Origin of the sequence: Alloprevotella rava, from assembly GCF_014195585.1 — a bacterium.
GTDB classification, from domain to species: Bacteria; Bacteroidota; Bacteroidia; order Bacteroidales; family Bacteroidaceae; genus Alloprevotella; species Alloprevotella rava.
In genome coordinates this window covers 342,995-357,192 of record NZ_JACICA010000002.1, presented here as the reverse complement: position 1 = coordinate 357,192, position 14,198 = coordinate 342,995, and the positions used below count along the sequence as shown (strand labels likewise).

At 50.1% G+C, this 14,198-nt stretch carries 11 protein-coding genes; all 11 read right to left on the bottom strand.

All coding sequences use genetic code 11. The features are described 5' to 3' along the window. Positions 1-9: 9 nt before the first annotated feature. Positions 10-1,359, bottom strand: a complete 1,350-nt coding sequence (locus FHS60_RS03380; protein WP_183694995.1) for a lipopolysaccharide biosynthesis protein — start codon at positions 1,357-1,359, stop codon at positions 10-12. 57 nt (positions 1,360-1,416) lie between these two features. Further along, positions 1,417-2,520 (bottom strand): chain-length determining protein, encoded by a 1,104-nt coding sequence (locus FHS60_RS03375; RefSeq protein ID WP_040597952.1) that lies wholly within the window; start codon positions 2,518-2,520, stop codon positions 1,417-1,419. 99 nt (positions 2,521-2,619) lie between these two features. After that, on the bottom strand, positions 2,620-3,384 hold the full coding sequence (locus FHS60_RS03370; RefSeq protein WP_183694992.1) for a glycosyltransferase family 2 protein: 765 nt from the start codon (positions 3,382-3,384) through the stop codon (positions 2,620-2,622). 299 nt (positions 3,385-3,683) lie between these two features. Further along, complete coding sequence (locus FHS60_RS03365) at positions 3,684-4,118, bottom strand: hypothetical protein (protein ID WP_183694989.1); 435 nt, start codon at positions 4,116-4,118, stop codon at positions 3,684-3,686. 98 nt (positions 4,119-4,216) lie between these two features. Further along, positions 4,217-6,046 carry an ATP-dependent DNA helicase gene (locus FHS60_RS03360; RefSeq protein ID WP_183694987.1) on the bottom strand — a complete coding sequence of 610 codons (1,830 nt, stop codon included), beginning with the start codon at positions 6,044-6,046 and terminating at the stop codon, positions 4,217-4,219. An 81-nt stretch (positions 6,047-6,127) separates the two neighbouring features. Further along, on the bottom strand, positions 6,128-7,516 hold the full coding sequence (locus FHS60_RS03355) for a C1 family peptidase (protein ID WP_183694984.1): 1,389 nt from the start codon (positions 7,514-7,516) through the stop codon (positions 6,128-6,130). Positions 7,517-7,601: 85 nt separating this feature from the next. Then, on the bottom strand, positions 7,602-8,579 hold the full coding sequence (locus FHS60_RS03350) for a phosphatase PAP2 family protein (protein WP_221189630.1): 978 nt from the start codon (positions 8,577-8,579) through the stop codon (positions 7,602-7,604). A 44-nt stretch (positions 8,580-8,623) separates the two neighbouring features. Then, a complete protein-coding gene (locus FHS60_RS03345; protein WP_183694981.1) occupies positions 8,624-9,652 on the bottom strand; it encodes an NAD-dependent epimerase/dehydratase family protein in 1,029 nt (342 codons plus the stop codon). Positions 9,653-9,767: 115 nt separating this feature from the next. After that, positions 9,768-11,606: an ABC transporter ATP-binding protein gene (locus FHS60_RS03340; RefSeq protein WP_183694977.1), complete on the bottom strand. Its 1,839-nt coding sequence runs from the start codon at positions 11,604-11,606 to the stop codon at positions 9,768-9,770. 70 nt (positions 11,607-11,676) lie between these two features. After that, complete coding sequence (locus tag FHS60_RS03335; RefSeq protein ID WP_183695146.1) at positions 11,677-12,354, bottom strand: ribonuclease H1 domain-containing protein; 678 nt, start codon at positions 12,352-12,354, stop codon at positions 11,677-11,679. A gap of 21 nt (positions 12,355-12,375) precedes the next feature. Further along, on the bottom strand, positions 12,376-14,190 hold the full coding sequence (gene argS / locus FHS60_RS03330; RefSeq protein ID WP_183694974.1) for an arginine--tRNA ligase: 1,815 nt from the start codon (positions 14,188-14,190) through the stop codon (positions 12,376-12,378). Positions 14,191-14,198: the final 8 nt, after the last annotated feature.

Genomic DNA, 14,198 nt, shown 5'->3' with positions numbered 1-14,198 from the left:
CGCTGGAAACTATTTATTCCAAACACCACGAGCGCGGCGATTGATGAGCAGGTAGCACTGATAGCAATGTATGAGGCTCATCACGGCGTAGCAAGCGGCCATAGAGAGCACGATGCCTTGCGGCTCAAGGCGCGTACCAAAGAAATTCAGCACCAAAACATAGATGGCCGTTATGACTACTGAAGTATAGATTTGTACCCGTATTTTGTTGAGTCCGTTGATGAGATATGTGGCGCAATTATTCAGGTTGAAGAATGAAACGTAAAGGAACACGCTGACCGACATCTCTATGGGCACTTGCAGCGAAGAGCCTATCCACAGACGATAAAATAAGCCCGACAACAGCAGCATAAGGAGTCCGCCAGCGAGCGTCAGTAGCCAGATGCGAAAAGCTTTGTTGTAGGCACGGCGAATCCAATCGAAATCGTTCTTCACATAAGCATCGGTGTAAGCGTTCCACATGGGAGCTAACACTACAGCATAACCTACGGCCAGAAGATTCAGGTATTTGTAAGCAACATTATAAACGGAGACTTCAGCCGGACCATAATAATGGGAGATAAAAAGATTGGACGAACCGAAGATAACGAGACAGCTGGTGATCTGAATAACAAAAAAGCCCATACCCTTATTGATGATACCACCAGCCAAGCGATGATCAACGGCACGATAGGACGGGCGCAAACCTTTATAATGTCGGAAAAGCGGAATTGCCGCCAAGAGAAAGATACATACGGGAGTGGCAGAAAATACGAGTACTACCTTGAAGAGACTCGGCTCTGCTGTCTTGCTCAACACAAAGATGACGATGAGCGAAATAATGTTGCCTGAGATGAGCAGGAAGTCGTTGAGCGCATACTTTTGCAAAGCCACAAATACAAAGCCTACGTTGCGCACCACGAGGTTTGCCAGCGTGAACGCAATAGCTGTAAACAGCACGCCATGCAGCACTTCGTCGGACACTGCCCGCGTGTTGAACACCTTGGTAAGGTCAATATAATTCAGCCCAAAGAAAGAAATCAGTCCGAGCCCGCAAGCAATGAGAAAGAGCACCCAGAGCGTCGTACTCAAATAGGCTCTTCCCATTTCCAAATGACCTGTCGAAATGGATTTGGTCAAGTAGTTGCGCATACCATTACCCAGCCCGATGTCGAAAAAGGAAAACCAATAGAGCACAGAGGAGATAGCCATCCAGATGCCGTATTCTTCCTTTTGCAGATAGTGGAGCGTGACGGGCACAATCAAGAGCGATGTGGCCAACCCTATTATTTTGAGAACAACAGACAAGAGTATGTTGTGCCGCAGCATTACTGAGCGGTTGTCATTACTTGCCAGCAGTGCTTTTATCTTTCCTAACATTTGAAATTTGCTTTACTGAATGCCGCAGAATAGTTGTAGAGTTAAAGCGATGCCCAACTATTCTTCGTCAAGTCCTACAACCTGTGTGCACTTCTTTTGCCGAGCTGGAGAAATTATAAGCACCCAAACAACGTGGAGGCAGGCACTCAACACTACAAATAAGAGCAAGATCATCGACCGTGGTGTGCTGCTCGGCTTGTTGGGCACAGTGGCTTTCTCGATAATGGTGAAAGCTGGCGTTTGCTCTTGCACTTTTGCGCGAGCTTGTTGCACCTGTGTCTGAATTTGGCTGTAGACATTGAACTTGAGTTGCATTTCGTTTTCCAACTCATCTTCTTGCGAACGCACCGAGGCCAATATGGCATCTTGATTGGAGTCGGCAAAATCGGCATAAGCTTTTTGTGCCTTTAGATAAGCTTCCTTACTCTCTTGTTGCAGCTTCGTGTAGTAACGTTCGTCGGCGCGCGCTTTCTTCGTACGATACTGAGTGATATAGGCTTGCAGGCGCACCTGGAGAGTATCAACCATGATGGCAGCTACTTGTGGATCGGGGTCGGCGATACTGATGTTGATGACGTTGGTCTTCTTGTCAATCTGACACCCTATAGAGCCGCGCACCATGTCCACTATCTGCTCCTCGTCCTCTGTCAGGCGGAAGGGATTCATCTTTCCGATGCCCGTTGTGCCTGGTGCAGCGTTTCTTTCCTTTAGTTTCTTGACAGCTGTCAGTACCCAGAGTTTGGGTTTCTGCCAGAAAGGTATTTTGAGGTCTTGCACGAGATGGTCCAAGTATGTCTTCTTCTGTCCGTCCTTGGTCACTACGTTCACGCTGAATAAAGGGATGATAAAATCAGTAGAGGCAAAGAGGTCGGGATATATCTGCGGATAAATGGCATCCATACTCTGCTTGCCCTTTCCTCCCAGGTCGAGACCGAAGGAAGAGGCCATGTCGCTCAAGCTCTCTGAGAGACCCATGCTGCCACTGATGAGCTCGGGTGCTAACACTACGTTGGCCTTGAACCACTTAGGCGTGTTCAGAGCCACAACAACTCCGACAACGGCTCCCACCAGCATATAGATACAGAGGAGCTTCCAACGACGGAGCACCTTTTGCAGCATTCCGATAATATCTATTTCCGAAACCATTATCTTTTGTTTCATAATCAAAAATCTTTGATTCGTTGTGAAATTTGCGGCAGCGAGGTAGCGCGACATGCAGGAGGTGTTTTTTCTTCTCCCTGCTCCGCTCTGCCGTGTGTATCAATAGCGAATTTTGCTAACCAGTAATTCTCCTATCTTATAGATATAGCGCAACGCCAGTAGGAAACTGTTGCTTCTCACTCCGTTGTTCTTCAGGGCGCGCTTGTGGTCCTTGAAAATCTGTAGGTGACTGGGCACACCCGAACTCGACAAACCGCCGATACGCATAGTCACGCAGTCCAGCGGTAAGTAGTGGGTTTTGATGCGGTGTATATAAATCAAACGGAGCAGTTGCTCAAAATCTGCTGCCACCTTATAGGAAGTGTCGAAAAGTCCGTGTTGCAGATAAACAGAGCGTTTGCAGTAGAAAGAGGGATGCGCGGGCATGAAACCAAGTCGCATCCACGACGGGCGAAAATAACGCGAAGAATAGTAGCGTATGATTTTCTTCAGATTCTCTGGGCGAACGTAGTGAACATCTCCGTAAACGGCGTCGCAGTCATACTCCTCGAAAGCTGCAGCCAGCTGACTCACAATATTAGGAGCTGTGAAGAAATCGTCGGAATTGAGGATTCCCACGACATCTCCCGTGGCCATACGCACGCCTTTGTTCATGCCGTCGTAAGGCCCTTTGTCGGGTTCGGAAACATACTGCCCTATCTGGTCACGATATTTCTCGATGACGGCCGAAGTATTGTCCGTGCTCCCACCATCCACAATAACGTGCTCTATATTGGGATAGTCCTGCGCGAGAACACTTTTGATGGTGTCCTCGATAGTGCTACCGTTGTTATAGACTGTTGTGATGATGGATATCTTGAGCATAATGGTTGTCAGGACGGCCTGAAGGCTTGCCAGAGACTGTAGTGTCTGTTACCCTAAAGAACGTAATATTTTTCTATTTTAGTGTATCTCTCCCTTTGTTTATTTTCACAAAATCTGGAAAAGGCCTACAAAAATACAAAAAAGGCTCTACCTTTCTGCTTATTTAGGGAAAAAAGCTACGCTTATGCTTGGGCGGCAGGATAGGATAAGGCGCTTCTTCCGCAGTTTTCCCTTATTCTCCAGCAGCCTTTTTCTGCTTGAAAAAAGGATTACCATCGCAGTAAAAACGTACGCTTTTATTAACAAACGCATTTAAGTAAAGAGAATTTTTGTACAGCTTTTTTCGTTGGGGAAAGTGGTTTTCTCAAAAAATCAGTGAGAGAAAATCCACCAAAAATCGGAGAAAGTCTGTTTTTTCTACTCTTTTCAGAAGAAAACAGCCATTTTTGGTCGTCAGCAGCCCCTGCTCCGTCTGTCAGTTTCCTTATTGTGTCAGCTGGCTTCTTTATCCTGTCAACCGACAACCTTATTGTGCTGGCTGACGCAATAAGGAAATCCGTGCGCAGGAGAATGGGATTGTTCGCTCTCTCCCTTCCGTATTCAATTTCGAAGCGTTCGCTGGAGGGGAAAAGTAAGAAATCTGTTGATAATTTTAGCCCACGAAAGAGCACGAAAGGAGCGAATGAGCACGAATCAGCAATGGGTGTCGAATGGGTCTGGCTTGTCCAATCCATCGAAAAGAGTTATTCAATTTCGTGAATATTCGCTCCTTTCGTGAACATTCGTGGGCTTTCCATTCTCCTCCTTATCGGGGAGCACGAATGGTGCTTCCTTACTGTTCTGTATGCTCCTCTTTTTTCCTCGGCTTCTCGCCTGCCATGATCAGTGCGTGCGCCCGCTGATAGTCAGCCATGTGGAAACCATTTCGCAGGACATAATCGAAAAGGGCTTTGCGCTGGCGGATGGCCTCATTGAGTTCAGCGTCAAGATCCATATAGCGGCGGAGCACTTCTTTGTTCTTGGAAGCCAAATCTGTATCTGCCAACAACGTTTGGAGCGGACCCAACTGTGTGCGGAAATAGGTGGCGCCCTTCGATATGCGCTCTTGCAAAAGCGGATCGTTGGTATAGTCGTCGGAGGCAGCCACCAGCTGCTCATACTGAATATGAAAGCGATGGGCAACGGGGAAGAGCGTGTGATTCAGAGCCAGCTGTTCTTTGCGAAAACGCTCCAGTGTGGCGGGATACTCCTTGTAGAAATGCTCTTCCAGATGGCGCAGAAAGAGAGCCAGGAGATGCTCGATGCTGCGAAAGTCGAAGAGAGAGGCAATAAGGTTGACGAAATGGATGCGCTGCAATTGGCGGATGCCAGATTCGTCGGGGGTGCGCGCAGGCAGTTCGCGGTGGTAGCGATCTACATTGGCATCGGTGATGATAGCCCGCGGAGGAATGGGCGCACTGAGCACCATTCCTTCGAGCGACTTGCAGCGGCTCAGTGCCACATAAGTTTGTCCGGCGGCAAAAGCAGCGTGTACATCGATGATAGCATGTTCGAAGGTGAGCCCCTGGCTCTTGTGGACGGTGATGGCCCATGCGAGTTTGAGCGGATACTGCTTGAACATTCCCACAATGCGTTCTTCCACCTCCTTCGTACGCGGATTCATCTCGTAGCGCGTATTCTCCCAAGCGTCGATGTCCACTTCGATGCGCTCATCATTATCGAACGGACAAACCACTATGTGCTTGTCCGTGAGTTGCTCCACCGTGCCGAGCATTCCGTTGAAGTAGCGGTGCTTCACATCGTTTTTAACAAACATCACCTGCGCGCCTTGTTTGAGCACAAGCTCTTCGTCGGTAGGGAAAGAAGATTCGGGAAAAACGCCCTCCACGCAGGCCTCGAACACATACTCTTGTGTGGAAAGACGCTCCAGTTCCTGGGCGTTGTATTCTCGGGCCTGCTGGTTGTGGGTCACAAGGCGCACATAGCCAGCTTCCTCGGGCGGTTCGAAATCGGGCACATAGCGTTCGTTGAACTGGCGGAGCACTTCAGCATCTGCCGTATTGCTGCGCACACGATTGAGGAGCTCTACAAAATGTGGGTCACTCTGACGATAAACATGGTGCAGTTCGATGGTGGCATAACCGCTCTCGTTGAGAGCTCGGCTACTGAAAAAATAAGGTGTAGGATAATCGGAGCGCAGCAGTTCCCATTCGTCGTCTTTCACTACGGGAGCCAACTGCTGGAGGTCGCCAATGAGCAGCAGTTGTACACCGCCGAATGGTTGGAAGGGAGTGCGATAGTGGCGCAATAGCTCATCGATGCGATCCATCATATCGCCCCGAACCATAGATATCTCATCAATGACGATGAGGTCAAGGCTGCGAATGAGTTTCATCTTGTCCTTGCGCAACTTATACTCCATCTTCGTCCGTCCGGGCAGGTAAGGGCCGAAGTCGAACTGAAAAAACGAATGGATGGTTGAGCCGCCGGCGTTGATAGCGGCAACTCCTGTGGGTGCGAGTATCACCATGCGCTTGGGATTGCGCTCGCGAAGCTGCCGCAGGAAGGTAGTTTTCCCTGTTCCAGCTTTGCCCGTGAGAAACAGGTTCGTACCTGTCCATTCCACTATCTGCCGAGCGCGCTCCAGTTCTGGATTTTGCATGAACTTTATAAAATTGAGTGACAAGTTCTCACTTGCCACTCATTATATATATAAGCGACCAAAGCCGCAAAGGATGTATGCTTACTGTTCTGCCTGAAAGAGAGGATCCCAAGCAGGAAGAAGCGTTGGTTTCTGGTTGAGGATGTCCAGCGTCTTTGCGTCGACGTATTTTTTGTCCACTACCAAGCGGAACAGGTATTCATCCAACCATTTGTCGGTCATGATAAGGTGTCCTTTGTGACCATACGCTGGGCCCCAGCTGTTTTCTACCATCCATTTTGTGGTCTTGCCTGTTGCGTCGAGCCCTACGGCCATGAGCGTCATGGCGTGGCTGGAAGCAGAAGCATGGGTCTGGATGCGCTCAGCCTTATTCATGGGGAAGGTGGTATTGAAGAGCGAAGCGTAGTCATAATTCTCGATGTCAAGAACACCCGTCTTTTTGTCGAGGAACTTACCTACGTCGCAGGACATATACATCATGGTGGTATCCTTGAGGGACTTCACGGCCATCGCCTTAATCTCGTTCATCGGCAGGTTGATATATGTCCAGTTGCGGCCGTCGTATGTATGGCGGTCGAGGTCGACTGCGTAAAGTTTGTAGTAAGGACGCGTCGGGTCGTTCATAAGCATCACGTAATCGTTCTTGAGATCCTTACCCACAAATTCTTGATAGAACTGTTTGGGTGTGTACTCGCCCGTGCTGACAGCTTTTCCGTCGGCCGTTCGGAGGGTCCAAACGAACTTTTCAACGGGTGTGCCGAGGCAGATTTGCAGGATGTGGTACACTTCGCCCAGCATCGTTGTTTTGCGCTTCTGCAAATCGGTAGCGCTCTTTCCTTTGCTGACCATGTCGCGCAGTTCGAGTCCGTACTGGCGAAGCTTCAAGGAAATGATTTCTGCCATCTTCGATGTGTTGTTAGCATTGTAGCTCTCGGGGAATACTTCGGCCGGAACAATGCCATACTTCATCACGAGATCTTGTACGCCACAGAACGTGCCGCCATCGGACAAAGGATGCTCGAAGAGCCAGGTATTCTGGCGGGAGTCTATCGGTTCCTTGGCGTAGTCGATGACACACTGCAAGAAGAGGTTTGATTTCTCCAACTGATCATAGAAAGAGAGAAACGAATGGGAGAGAGTGAACTCTCCGAGCTTGTAGTCCTTAATCATGCGAGCACGCATCACGTTGAGTCCGGTGAAGAGCCAGCAACGACCACTGGATTGCTGATCGGTCACTCCATTGGAGGGAACGCGATAAGTGAAGTTGCCGTCAACAGCTGCCTTGTCGGCACGCTTTGTCAGGTCGTTGATACCATTAGCTGCCAAAGCGTTGCGCAGCGCGCGGTCGGTGGCGGTTGATGGGTTCTGCTGCTTGATTTGTTGCAGCATACTTTCTGTGATGGCGCCGTTCTTCTGGGCGAAAGCCACTGCAGACAGCAAGCCAAAGGTTAAGGTAAGGATTTTTTTCATATTGGTTTGGTAGTTAGGAGATTTGAGATATTGAATGACACAGCCTTTGGGAGAAAGGGAAAAGCCCTACTCGCCGGAGAGGGCTTTATTGCCTCATCGCTTTCTTATACACTTTCTCGCAGATATAATAGAAGAGCACAGCGGTTACTAAGCCGCCGATGACATCAACTAAATAATGTGCCTGGATATATACAGTGGAGGCGCAGAGCAGAAGGTAGAAAGGCAAAAAATAATAGGCCACAACGCGCCGCTGCTTAAAGATGAGGATCATCATTATCGTACTCATTCCGACGTGCGAACTGGGGAATGCGGCGGTGGGGCGTTCTCCAGCTCCCTGCGTGAACTCTACGAGCCATTGGAATAGGCCGCTGATTTCGCCCGATTTGTGGAGCTCGGTATGATAGCGGAAGTAGTCGCCCAAAGCTGGGAGATAGCCATTGGAAGCATTGTCGAAACCAATGGCCTGAAAGTAGAACTGAGGACCAGCTACGGGCAAAAACAAGAATACAACATAGTAAAGATAGAATCCGGCCATCACGATGAAGCTGATGTGCTCATACGTTGCCAAACGCGACTCTTCGCTCTTTCCTTTCACAAAGAAAGGCAATAGGCAAGTTACTGCTATCATGGGATAGTAACTGAAATAGCCCATGTGGAATAGTTCGCTGGAGAAACATGAGGGATATGCTGCACTGAAGGCCAAACTGGGCTGACAGCCGAACAGCATCAAATCAGCATGGGCAAAGACGTGGTCGAGATTAGGAAAGACCTGGCAAAATTCGTAAGTGTCCGGATACCAGTAGGCAAGTAAGCTGAGGGAGAACAGCGTACGGAGCAATCGTGTGCTCTTCAAAGGTAGCAAACGATTGAGACTGGCAAAGGCAGCAACACCTCCTAACACGGCGATGCGCTCAGCAAGGAGAAAGCCGGGCGCGTGCATATTTTTCCAAAATAAGAATAAGAGCGCTGTGGTGAAGAGCGCATATAGAATAGTGGCCCATTCGATGGGCAACAGACGGAAGCCTTCTGCTTCTGATTTTCTCGGTATTGCTATCCGATTCATTTGTTTTATTGTTCAGCCCGAGGGCTTTGCTTATGGTGAGGGCTTTAGAGCCAGCCGTTTTGTATATACCAATTCACAGTTTCCTTTACGCCGCGCTCCAACGGATACTGCGGACGATAACCTAACTCTTGTTCGGCGGGGCGTATGTCACACTGCCAGTTGCGCTGCTTTAGGATGTTGAATTTGTCCATATTGAGCGTGGTGGTTTTGCCAAAGAGGCTCGCCAGTCCGCCGTTGATAAAGCACACCAGCTTTAAGAACCAGATGGGTGCTTTTATATGTAGTACGCCGCGGATATTCAACTCTTTTTGGAGCAAGTTACTAAAATCACGGCTACTATAATTGTGTCCGTCAGTAAGGAAGTATGCGCGGCCGCTTTCTCCATGACTTAGCGCGAGATAGGCGGCTTCTACAAGGTCGCGGACATATATAAAGGTAATGGTCTGCGGCTTGTAGCCAACAGAAAAGTCGACGCGCTGAATGATAGATTTGGCCATCAGGAAATAATCCTTTTCGCGCGGACCGTAAACTCCCGTGGGACGAAGGATGATATAGTTCAAATCGGGGATATGAGCCAGCTCTTGCTCGGCTTGTTGCTTCGACCGACCATAAGCCGTATCGGGCATTTGCTCATCACTTTCCAAAATGGGGCGGTTGTCCTCCTCGCGAACAGGACCATAAACAGAGAGACTGGAGAAAAAGACAAAACGACCTGTGGAAGCGGGAAGTGCTTTGGTCTGCAGGAGCTGTCGAGCGAGACGTGCCGTGCCTTCAGCATTTGCTCGGATAAAATCGGCCTCACTACGGGCTTTCGTGGCACCAGCTGCATGAAGCACATGAGCAAAAGCCCCGTGTTCGGCAACATGTTTCTCAAGCTGCGCAGCAAGTAGGTCGTCGTCATCGAAATCCAGTTCGAGGAAATGGATGCGCGGGTCTTGCAAATAGCGGCGCGAACTGGATTTGCGGACAGCTGCCCACACATCGAATCCCAGTTCAAGGCCGCCCGCCACGAGAAAGCTTCCGATGAAGCCGCTCGCCCCTGTGATGAGTATTTTCTCTTTTGTATCTGTCATTTTCTTTGTCTTAACTTTTCTCAAAACAGTCGGAAGGGTCAGTCCTGCCACACTTGCCGGAGATTTCTTGGCATTTGCCGTTCATTATCTCCCACCAATGCTGCTGCGCCTCCCACTAAAGCTGCTGCATATCATTGAGGCGCTTGTAGTAGCCGTTCAGAGCGATGAGTTCGTCGTGTGTGCCGCGCTCCACAATCTTTCCTTCGTAGAGCACACAAATCTCGTCGGCGTTTTTGATTGTTGAAAGGCGGTGCGCAATAGCGATGGTGGTGCGCGTCTTCATCAGGCGCTCCAACGCCTCCTGCACGAGACGCTCCGACTCTGTGTCGAGCGCAGACGTAGCCTCGTCGAGGATGAGTATGTCTGGGTTTTTCAAAATTGCACGGGCTATACTGATGCGCTGACGCTGACCGCCCGACAGACGGCAGCCGCGGTCGCCCACGTTGGTATCGTAGCCCTGCTCGCTCTCCATAATAAAGTCGTGAGCATTTGCAATCTTGGCGGCTTCCACCACCTGTTCCATCGTTGCGTTCTCTACTCCGAAGGCGATATTGTTGAAGAAAGAATCGTTGAAAAGAATAGCGTCCTGATTGACATTACCAATAAGTCCGCGAAGACCTTTAAGGCGGAAATCCTTCACATTTATTCCGTCGATGAGGATTTCCCCACCTGTCACGTCGTGATAGCGCGGCAAGAGATCAACAAGTGTACTCTTGCCCGAACCGCTCTGGCCCACAAGTGCCACCGTGCGGCCTTTGCCCACATGCAGGTTAATGTCCTGGAGCACTTGCTGCCGCCCGTTGTAGGAGAAACTTACGTTGCGGAAGAGTATCTCCTTTTCGAGCTTCTTCACCTCTTTCGGAGCAGGAGCTTCCACGATGGTATTTTCCGCGTTGAGTATCTTGTTGACGCGTTCAACGCTTGCCATGCCCTTTGGGATATTGTAGCTGGCTTTCGAGAAGTCTTTGAGCGGCTGTATGATACTGTAGAGTATCACCATATAAAAGATAAACTGCGGCGCATCAATGGGCGGGTTTTCTCCATCAAGGATGAGCGTGCCGCCATACCAGAGAACGATGACGATGAGTACAGTTCCCAAAAATTCGCTCACGGGGTGCGCGCTGGCCTGACGGATGCTCACTTTATTTGTTAGGCGGCGGTAATCATCTGTAACGTTCTCGAAACGATTCCGCATTTTCTGTTCAGCAGTAAATGCCTTCACGATGCGCATTCCGCCCAAGGTTTCCTCGAGCTGCGCCATTGTCTCGCTCCATTTGTTTTGTGCAGCGAGCGATTTCGCTTTTAGCTTGCGCCCTATGGTACTCATCGCCCAAATCAGGAGCGGAAGCACCAGAACGGTGAACAGAGTGAGCTGCCAACTGGTGTACACCAACACGCCGAGATAACAGAGGATAAGAATTGGATTCTTTACGAGCATCTCGAGCGAACCCGTGATACTGTTTTCTATCTCGTTCACATCACCGGACATGCGGGCGATGATGTCGCCTTTGCGCTCTTCACTGAAGAACGAGAGCGGCAATTCCGTGATTTTGTGATACACCGAATTGCGAATGTCTCTAACGATGCCCGTGCGCATCGGTACCATAATGGCCGCCGAAGCAAAGTAGGTGCTCGTTTTCAGCAATGTAGCCGTGATGAGGAATAGGCCGAGGAACAGCAGCGTAGTACTTGCGCCAAATTCTCCCATCCACGTCTGCGTGTAGTAGTACATATTGTTGACGAGCACATCCTTGAAACTTTTGTCAGCTGCATCCCACGCCATGAAAGCATAGGTCTGCGTGTCGATACGAAAGAGAATCTTGAGCATCGGCATAAGCGTGACAAACGAAAAAACGTTGAGCACGGCAGAGAGAATATTGAACAGAAGGGAACCTAAAAGGTAGCCTTTATAAGGAGCAACATAGCGTCGCAGAACCTCGAAAAATTCTTTCATTGGTTGATTGTAGCGTTTGTTATCAAGCTCACTCGCACGGCCAGGCGGCACCTGCTGCTGAGCCCATCAGTTATTTCCGACCGAAGTCGGCAGGTATCTCTCCCCATTTGGAGGTCTCCCATTTTTTTAGCGGCACATTGCGACGATTTTCTGCCAGCCATTTCTCAGCGCGTGCTATGATTTGGTAGAGTTCCTCGGTTCGAGCTGTCCGCGCCAAGGTTGTCTTACATTTTTTCGCGCGCACCCAGAGCAGCGCATTACGGCTGTCGCTGTAGATAGTCTTCTTTTCGCCTCGCTGCTTTAGCCACGCCAATCCGTGGACTATGGCGAGAAATTCGCCGATATTGTTCGTCCCCCAAACAGGTCCGAAATGAAAGACCTCTTGTCCCGTGGCCAGATCGACACCTCTATACTCCATCTTGCCAGGATTACCGGAGCAGGCAGCATCCACTGCCAGCGCGTTGGCCGTCACCTCGGGCGGGAGATTCAGTACGGTGTCGTGGCGATCTTCGGGCGGGTTGTCGGGCAACGCGCTAACGGAGCGGGTCTTTGCAACTGTTGTGGTCTTTTTCCGTTGCGGACGGGCGGGTGCACCGGCTTCATACGCTGCCTGCGCCTCGGCTCGTGTTGGAAAACTCTTGTAGCGGGCTCCTTCAGCCCCATGCACCTGTTCGCGGCAGTCTGCCCACGATTCATAGATGCCTGGTTTGCGTCCTTGCCAAACTACATAGTATTTCTCCTTTGCCACAACTCTGCTTGTCAAAAGGTTTTACATGCGCTCTGGCATCTCAATGCCGAGCAGGCCCATACCTAAGCGAAGTACCTTGGCAACGTTGCGACTCAAAACCAGACGGAACTGACGCTTGTTTTCATCTGTTTCGCCCAGCACTTTATAGTCGTGGTAGAACTGGTTGTACTCTTTTGCCAATTCGTAGCAGTAGTTAGCAATCGCATTAGGGGCATATTCCTCGCCGGCCTGGCGCACTACGCTGGCAAAGTCGCTAAGATGCTGAACAACGGCTTCTTCCTTCGTAGAGATTTCAGGCGTAGCGGCAAAGTTGCACGAAACCTGCATCTGCTCAGCTTCGGCCTTGCGAAGGATGGAACGGATGCGGGCGTAGGTATATTGAATGAATGGGCCGGTATTACCATTGAAGTCGATGCTCTCTGCTGGATTGAAGAGCATGTTCTTGCGGGCGTCAACTTTTAGGAGGAAGTATTTCAGCGCGCCGAGGCCTACAATGCGAGCCACTTCGTCTTTCTCTTCTTCAGTACGTTCGCCAAACTTGCCGGCAGCATCAATGGTCTGACGAGCCTGACGCTTCATTTCAGCGATTAAGTCGTCGGCGTCAACAACAGTTCCCTCGCGGCTCTTCATCTTACCATTGGGCAGCTCGACCATACCATAGGAGAAATGAACAAGACTCTTGCCCCATTCGAAGCCCAGTTTGTCGAGCAGGATACTCAAGACTTGGAAGTGGTAGTTCTGCTCGTTGCCAACAACGTAAACCATCTTGTCGATGGGATAATCGTTGAAACGCATCTCAGCAGTACCAATGTCTTGGGTCATATAAACGGACGTACCGTCAGAACGAAGCAATAGTTTCTGATCCAGTCCCTCTGCCGTGAGATCTGCCCAAACGGAGTTGTCCGCCTTGCGGATGAAGAGGTTTTTCTCCAAGCCTTCTTCCACCTTCTTGCGGCCAACGAGGTAGGTATTACTTTCGTAGTAGATTTTATCAAAGCTAACGCCAAGTGCCTTATAGGTTTCATCGAATCCGGCATACACCCAGCTGTTCATCTTCTCCCAAAGCGCGCGTACTTCCGCATCGCCCTGTTCCCATTTCACGAGCATTTCGTGAGCTTCCTTGATGAGCGGAGCTTCTTGTTCGGCCTTTGCTTTGGCCTCTTCTTCGTTCAGGCCCTCCGCCATATAGCGTGCTTGCAGTTCTTTGACCTCTTCGCGATAGTGCTTATCGAAAGCCACGTAGTAGTCGCCAATGAGGTGGTCACCCTTCTTTCCGCTGGTCTCGGGAGTTTCTCCGTTGCCATATTTCACCCATGCGAGCATGGATTTGCAAATGTGGATGCCGCGGTCGTTAACGATGTTGGTCTTCACAACGCGGTTACCGTTGGCTTCCTCAAGCTGAGCCAGCGACCAACCTAAGAGGTTGTTGCGCACGTGGCCCAAGTGGAGCGGTTTGTTGGTATTGGGCGAGGAATACTCTATCATCATCAACGGGCTCTGGTCTGTAACGGGCACGAAGCCGTACTTGTCGGCCGCGTCAATATCGGCCAAGAGCTCTATCCAAGCTTTGGGCGCGATGACGAGGTTCAAGAAGCCTTTCACTACGTTGAAACTCGCCACTATGTCGGTTTGCTGCAACTGTTCGCCTATTTCCTGTGCCACTTCCTCTGGCTTCTTGCGCGCCAGGCGTACGAAGGGGAACACCACGAGGGTCAGATGGCCTTCGAACTCTTTCTTAGTTTTTTGCAGCTGTACTTGCTTCTCGTCGATCTGCTGCCCGTAGAGCGTTTCAACCGCTTTCTGCACGGCAGCGACCAGTGCTGTTTCTATTTTCATTCCGATTT

Coding starts and splice junctions, on each gene's coding strand:
- FHS60_RS03380 (WP_183694995.1), bottom strand. CDS start 1,359: ATGTTAGGAAAGATAAAAGCACTGCTGGCAAGTAATGACAACCGCTCA.
- FHS60_RS03375 (WP_040597952.1), bottom strand. CDS start 2,520: ATGAAACAAAAGATAATGGTTTCGGAAATAGATATTATCGGAATGCTG.
- FHS60_RS03370 (WP_183694992.1), bottom strand. CDS start 3,384: ATGCTCAAGATATCCATCATCACAACAGTCTATAACAACGGTAGCACT.
- FHS60_RS03365 (WP_183694989.1), bottom strand. CDS start 4,118: ATGGATTGGACAAGCCAGACCCATTCGACACCCATTGCTGATTCGTGC.
- FHS60_RS03360 (WP_183694987.1), bottom strand. CDS start 6,046: ATGCAAAATCCAGAACTGGAGCGCGCTCGGCAGATAGTGGAATGGACA.
- FHS60_RS03355 (WP_183694984.1), bottom strand. CDS start 7,516: ATGAAAAAAATCCTTACCTTAACCTTTGGCTTGCTGTCTGCAGTGGCT.
- FHS60_RS03350 (WP_221189630.1), bottom strand. CDS start 8,579: ATGAATCGGATAGCAATACCGAGAAAATCAGAAGCAGAAGGCTTCCGT.
- FHS60_RS03345 (WP_183694981.1), bottom strand. CDS start 9,652: ATGACAGATACAAAAGAGAAAATACTCATCACAGGGGCGAGCGGCTTC.
- FHS60_RS03340 (WP_183694977.1), bottom strand. CDS start 11,606: ATGAAAGAATTTTTCGAGGTTCTGCGACGCTATGTTGCTCCTTATAAA.
- argS (WP_183694974.1), bottom strand. CDS start 14,190: ATGAAAATAGAAACAGCACTGGTCGCTGCCGTGCAGAAAGCGGTTGAA.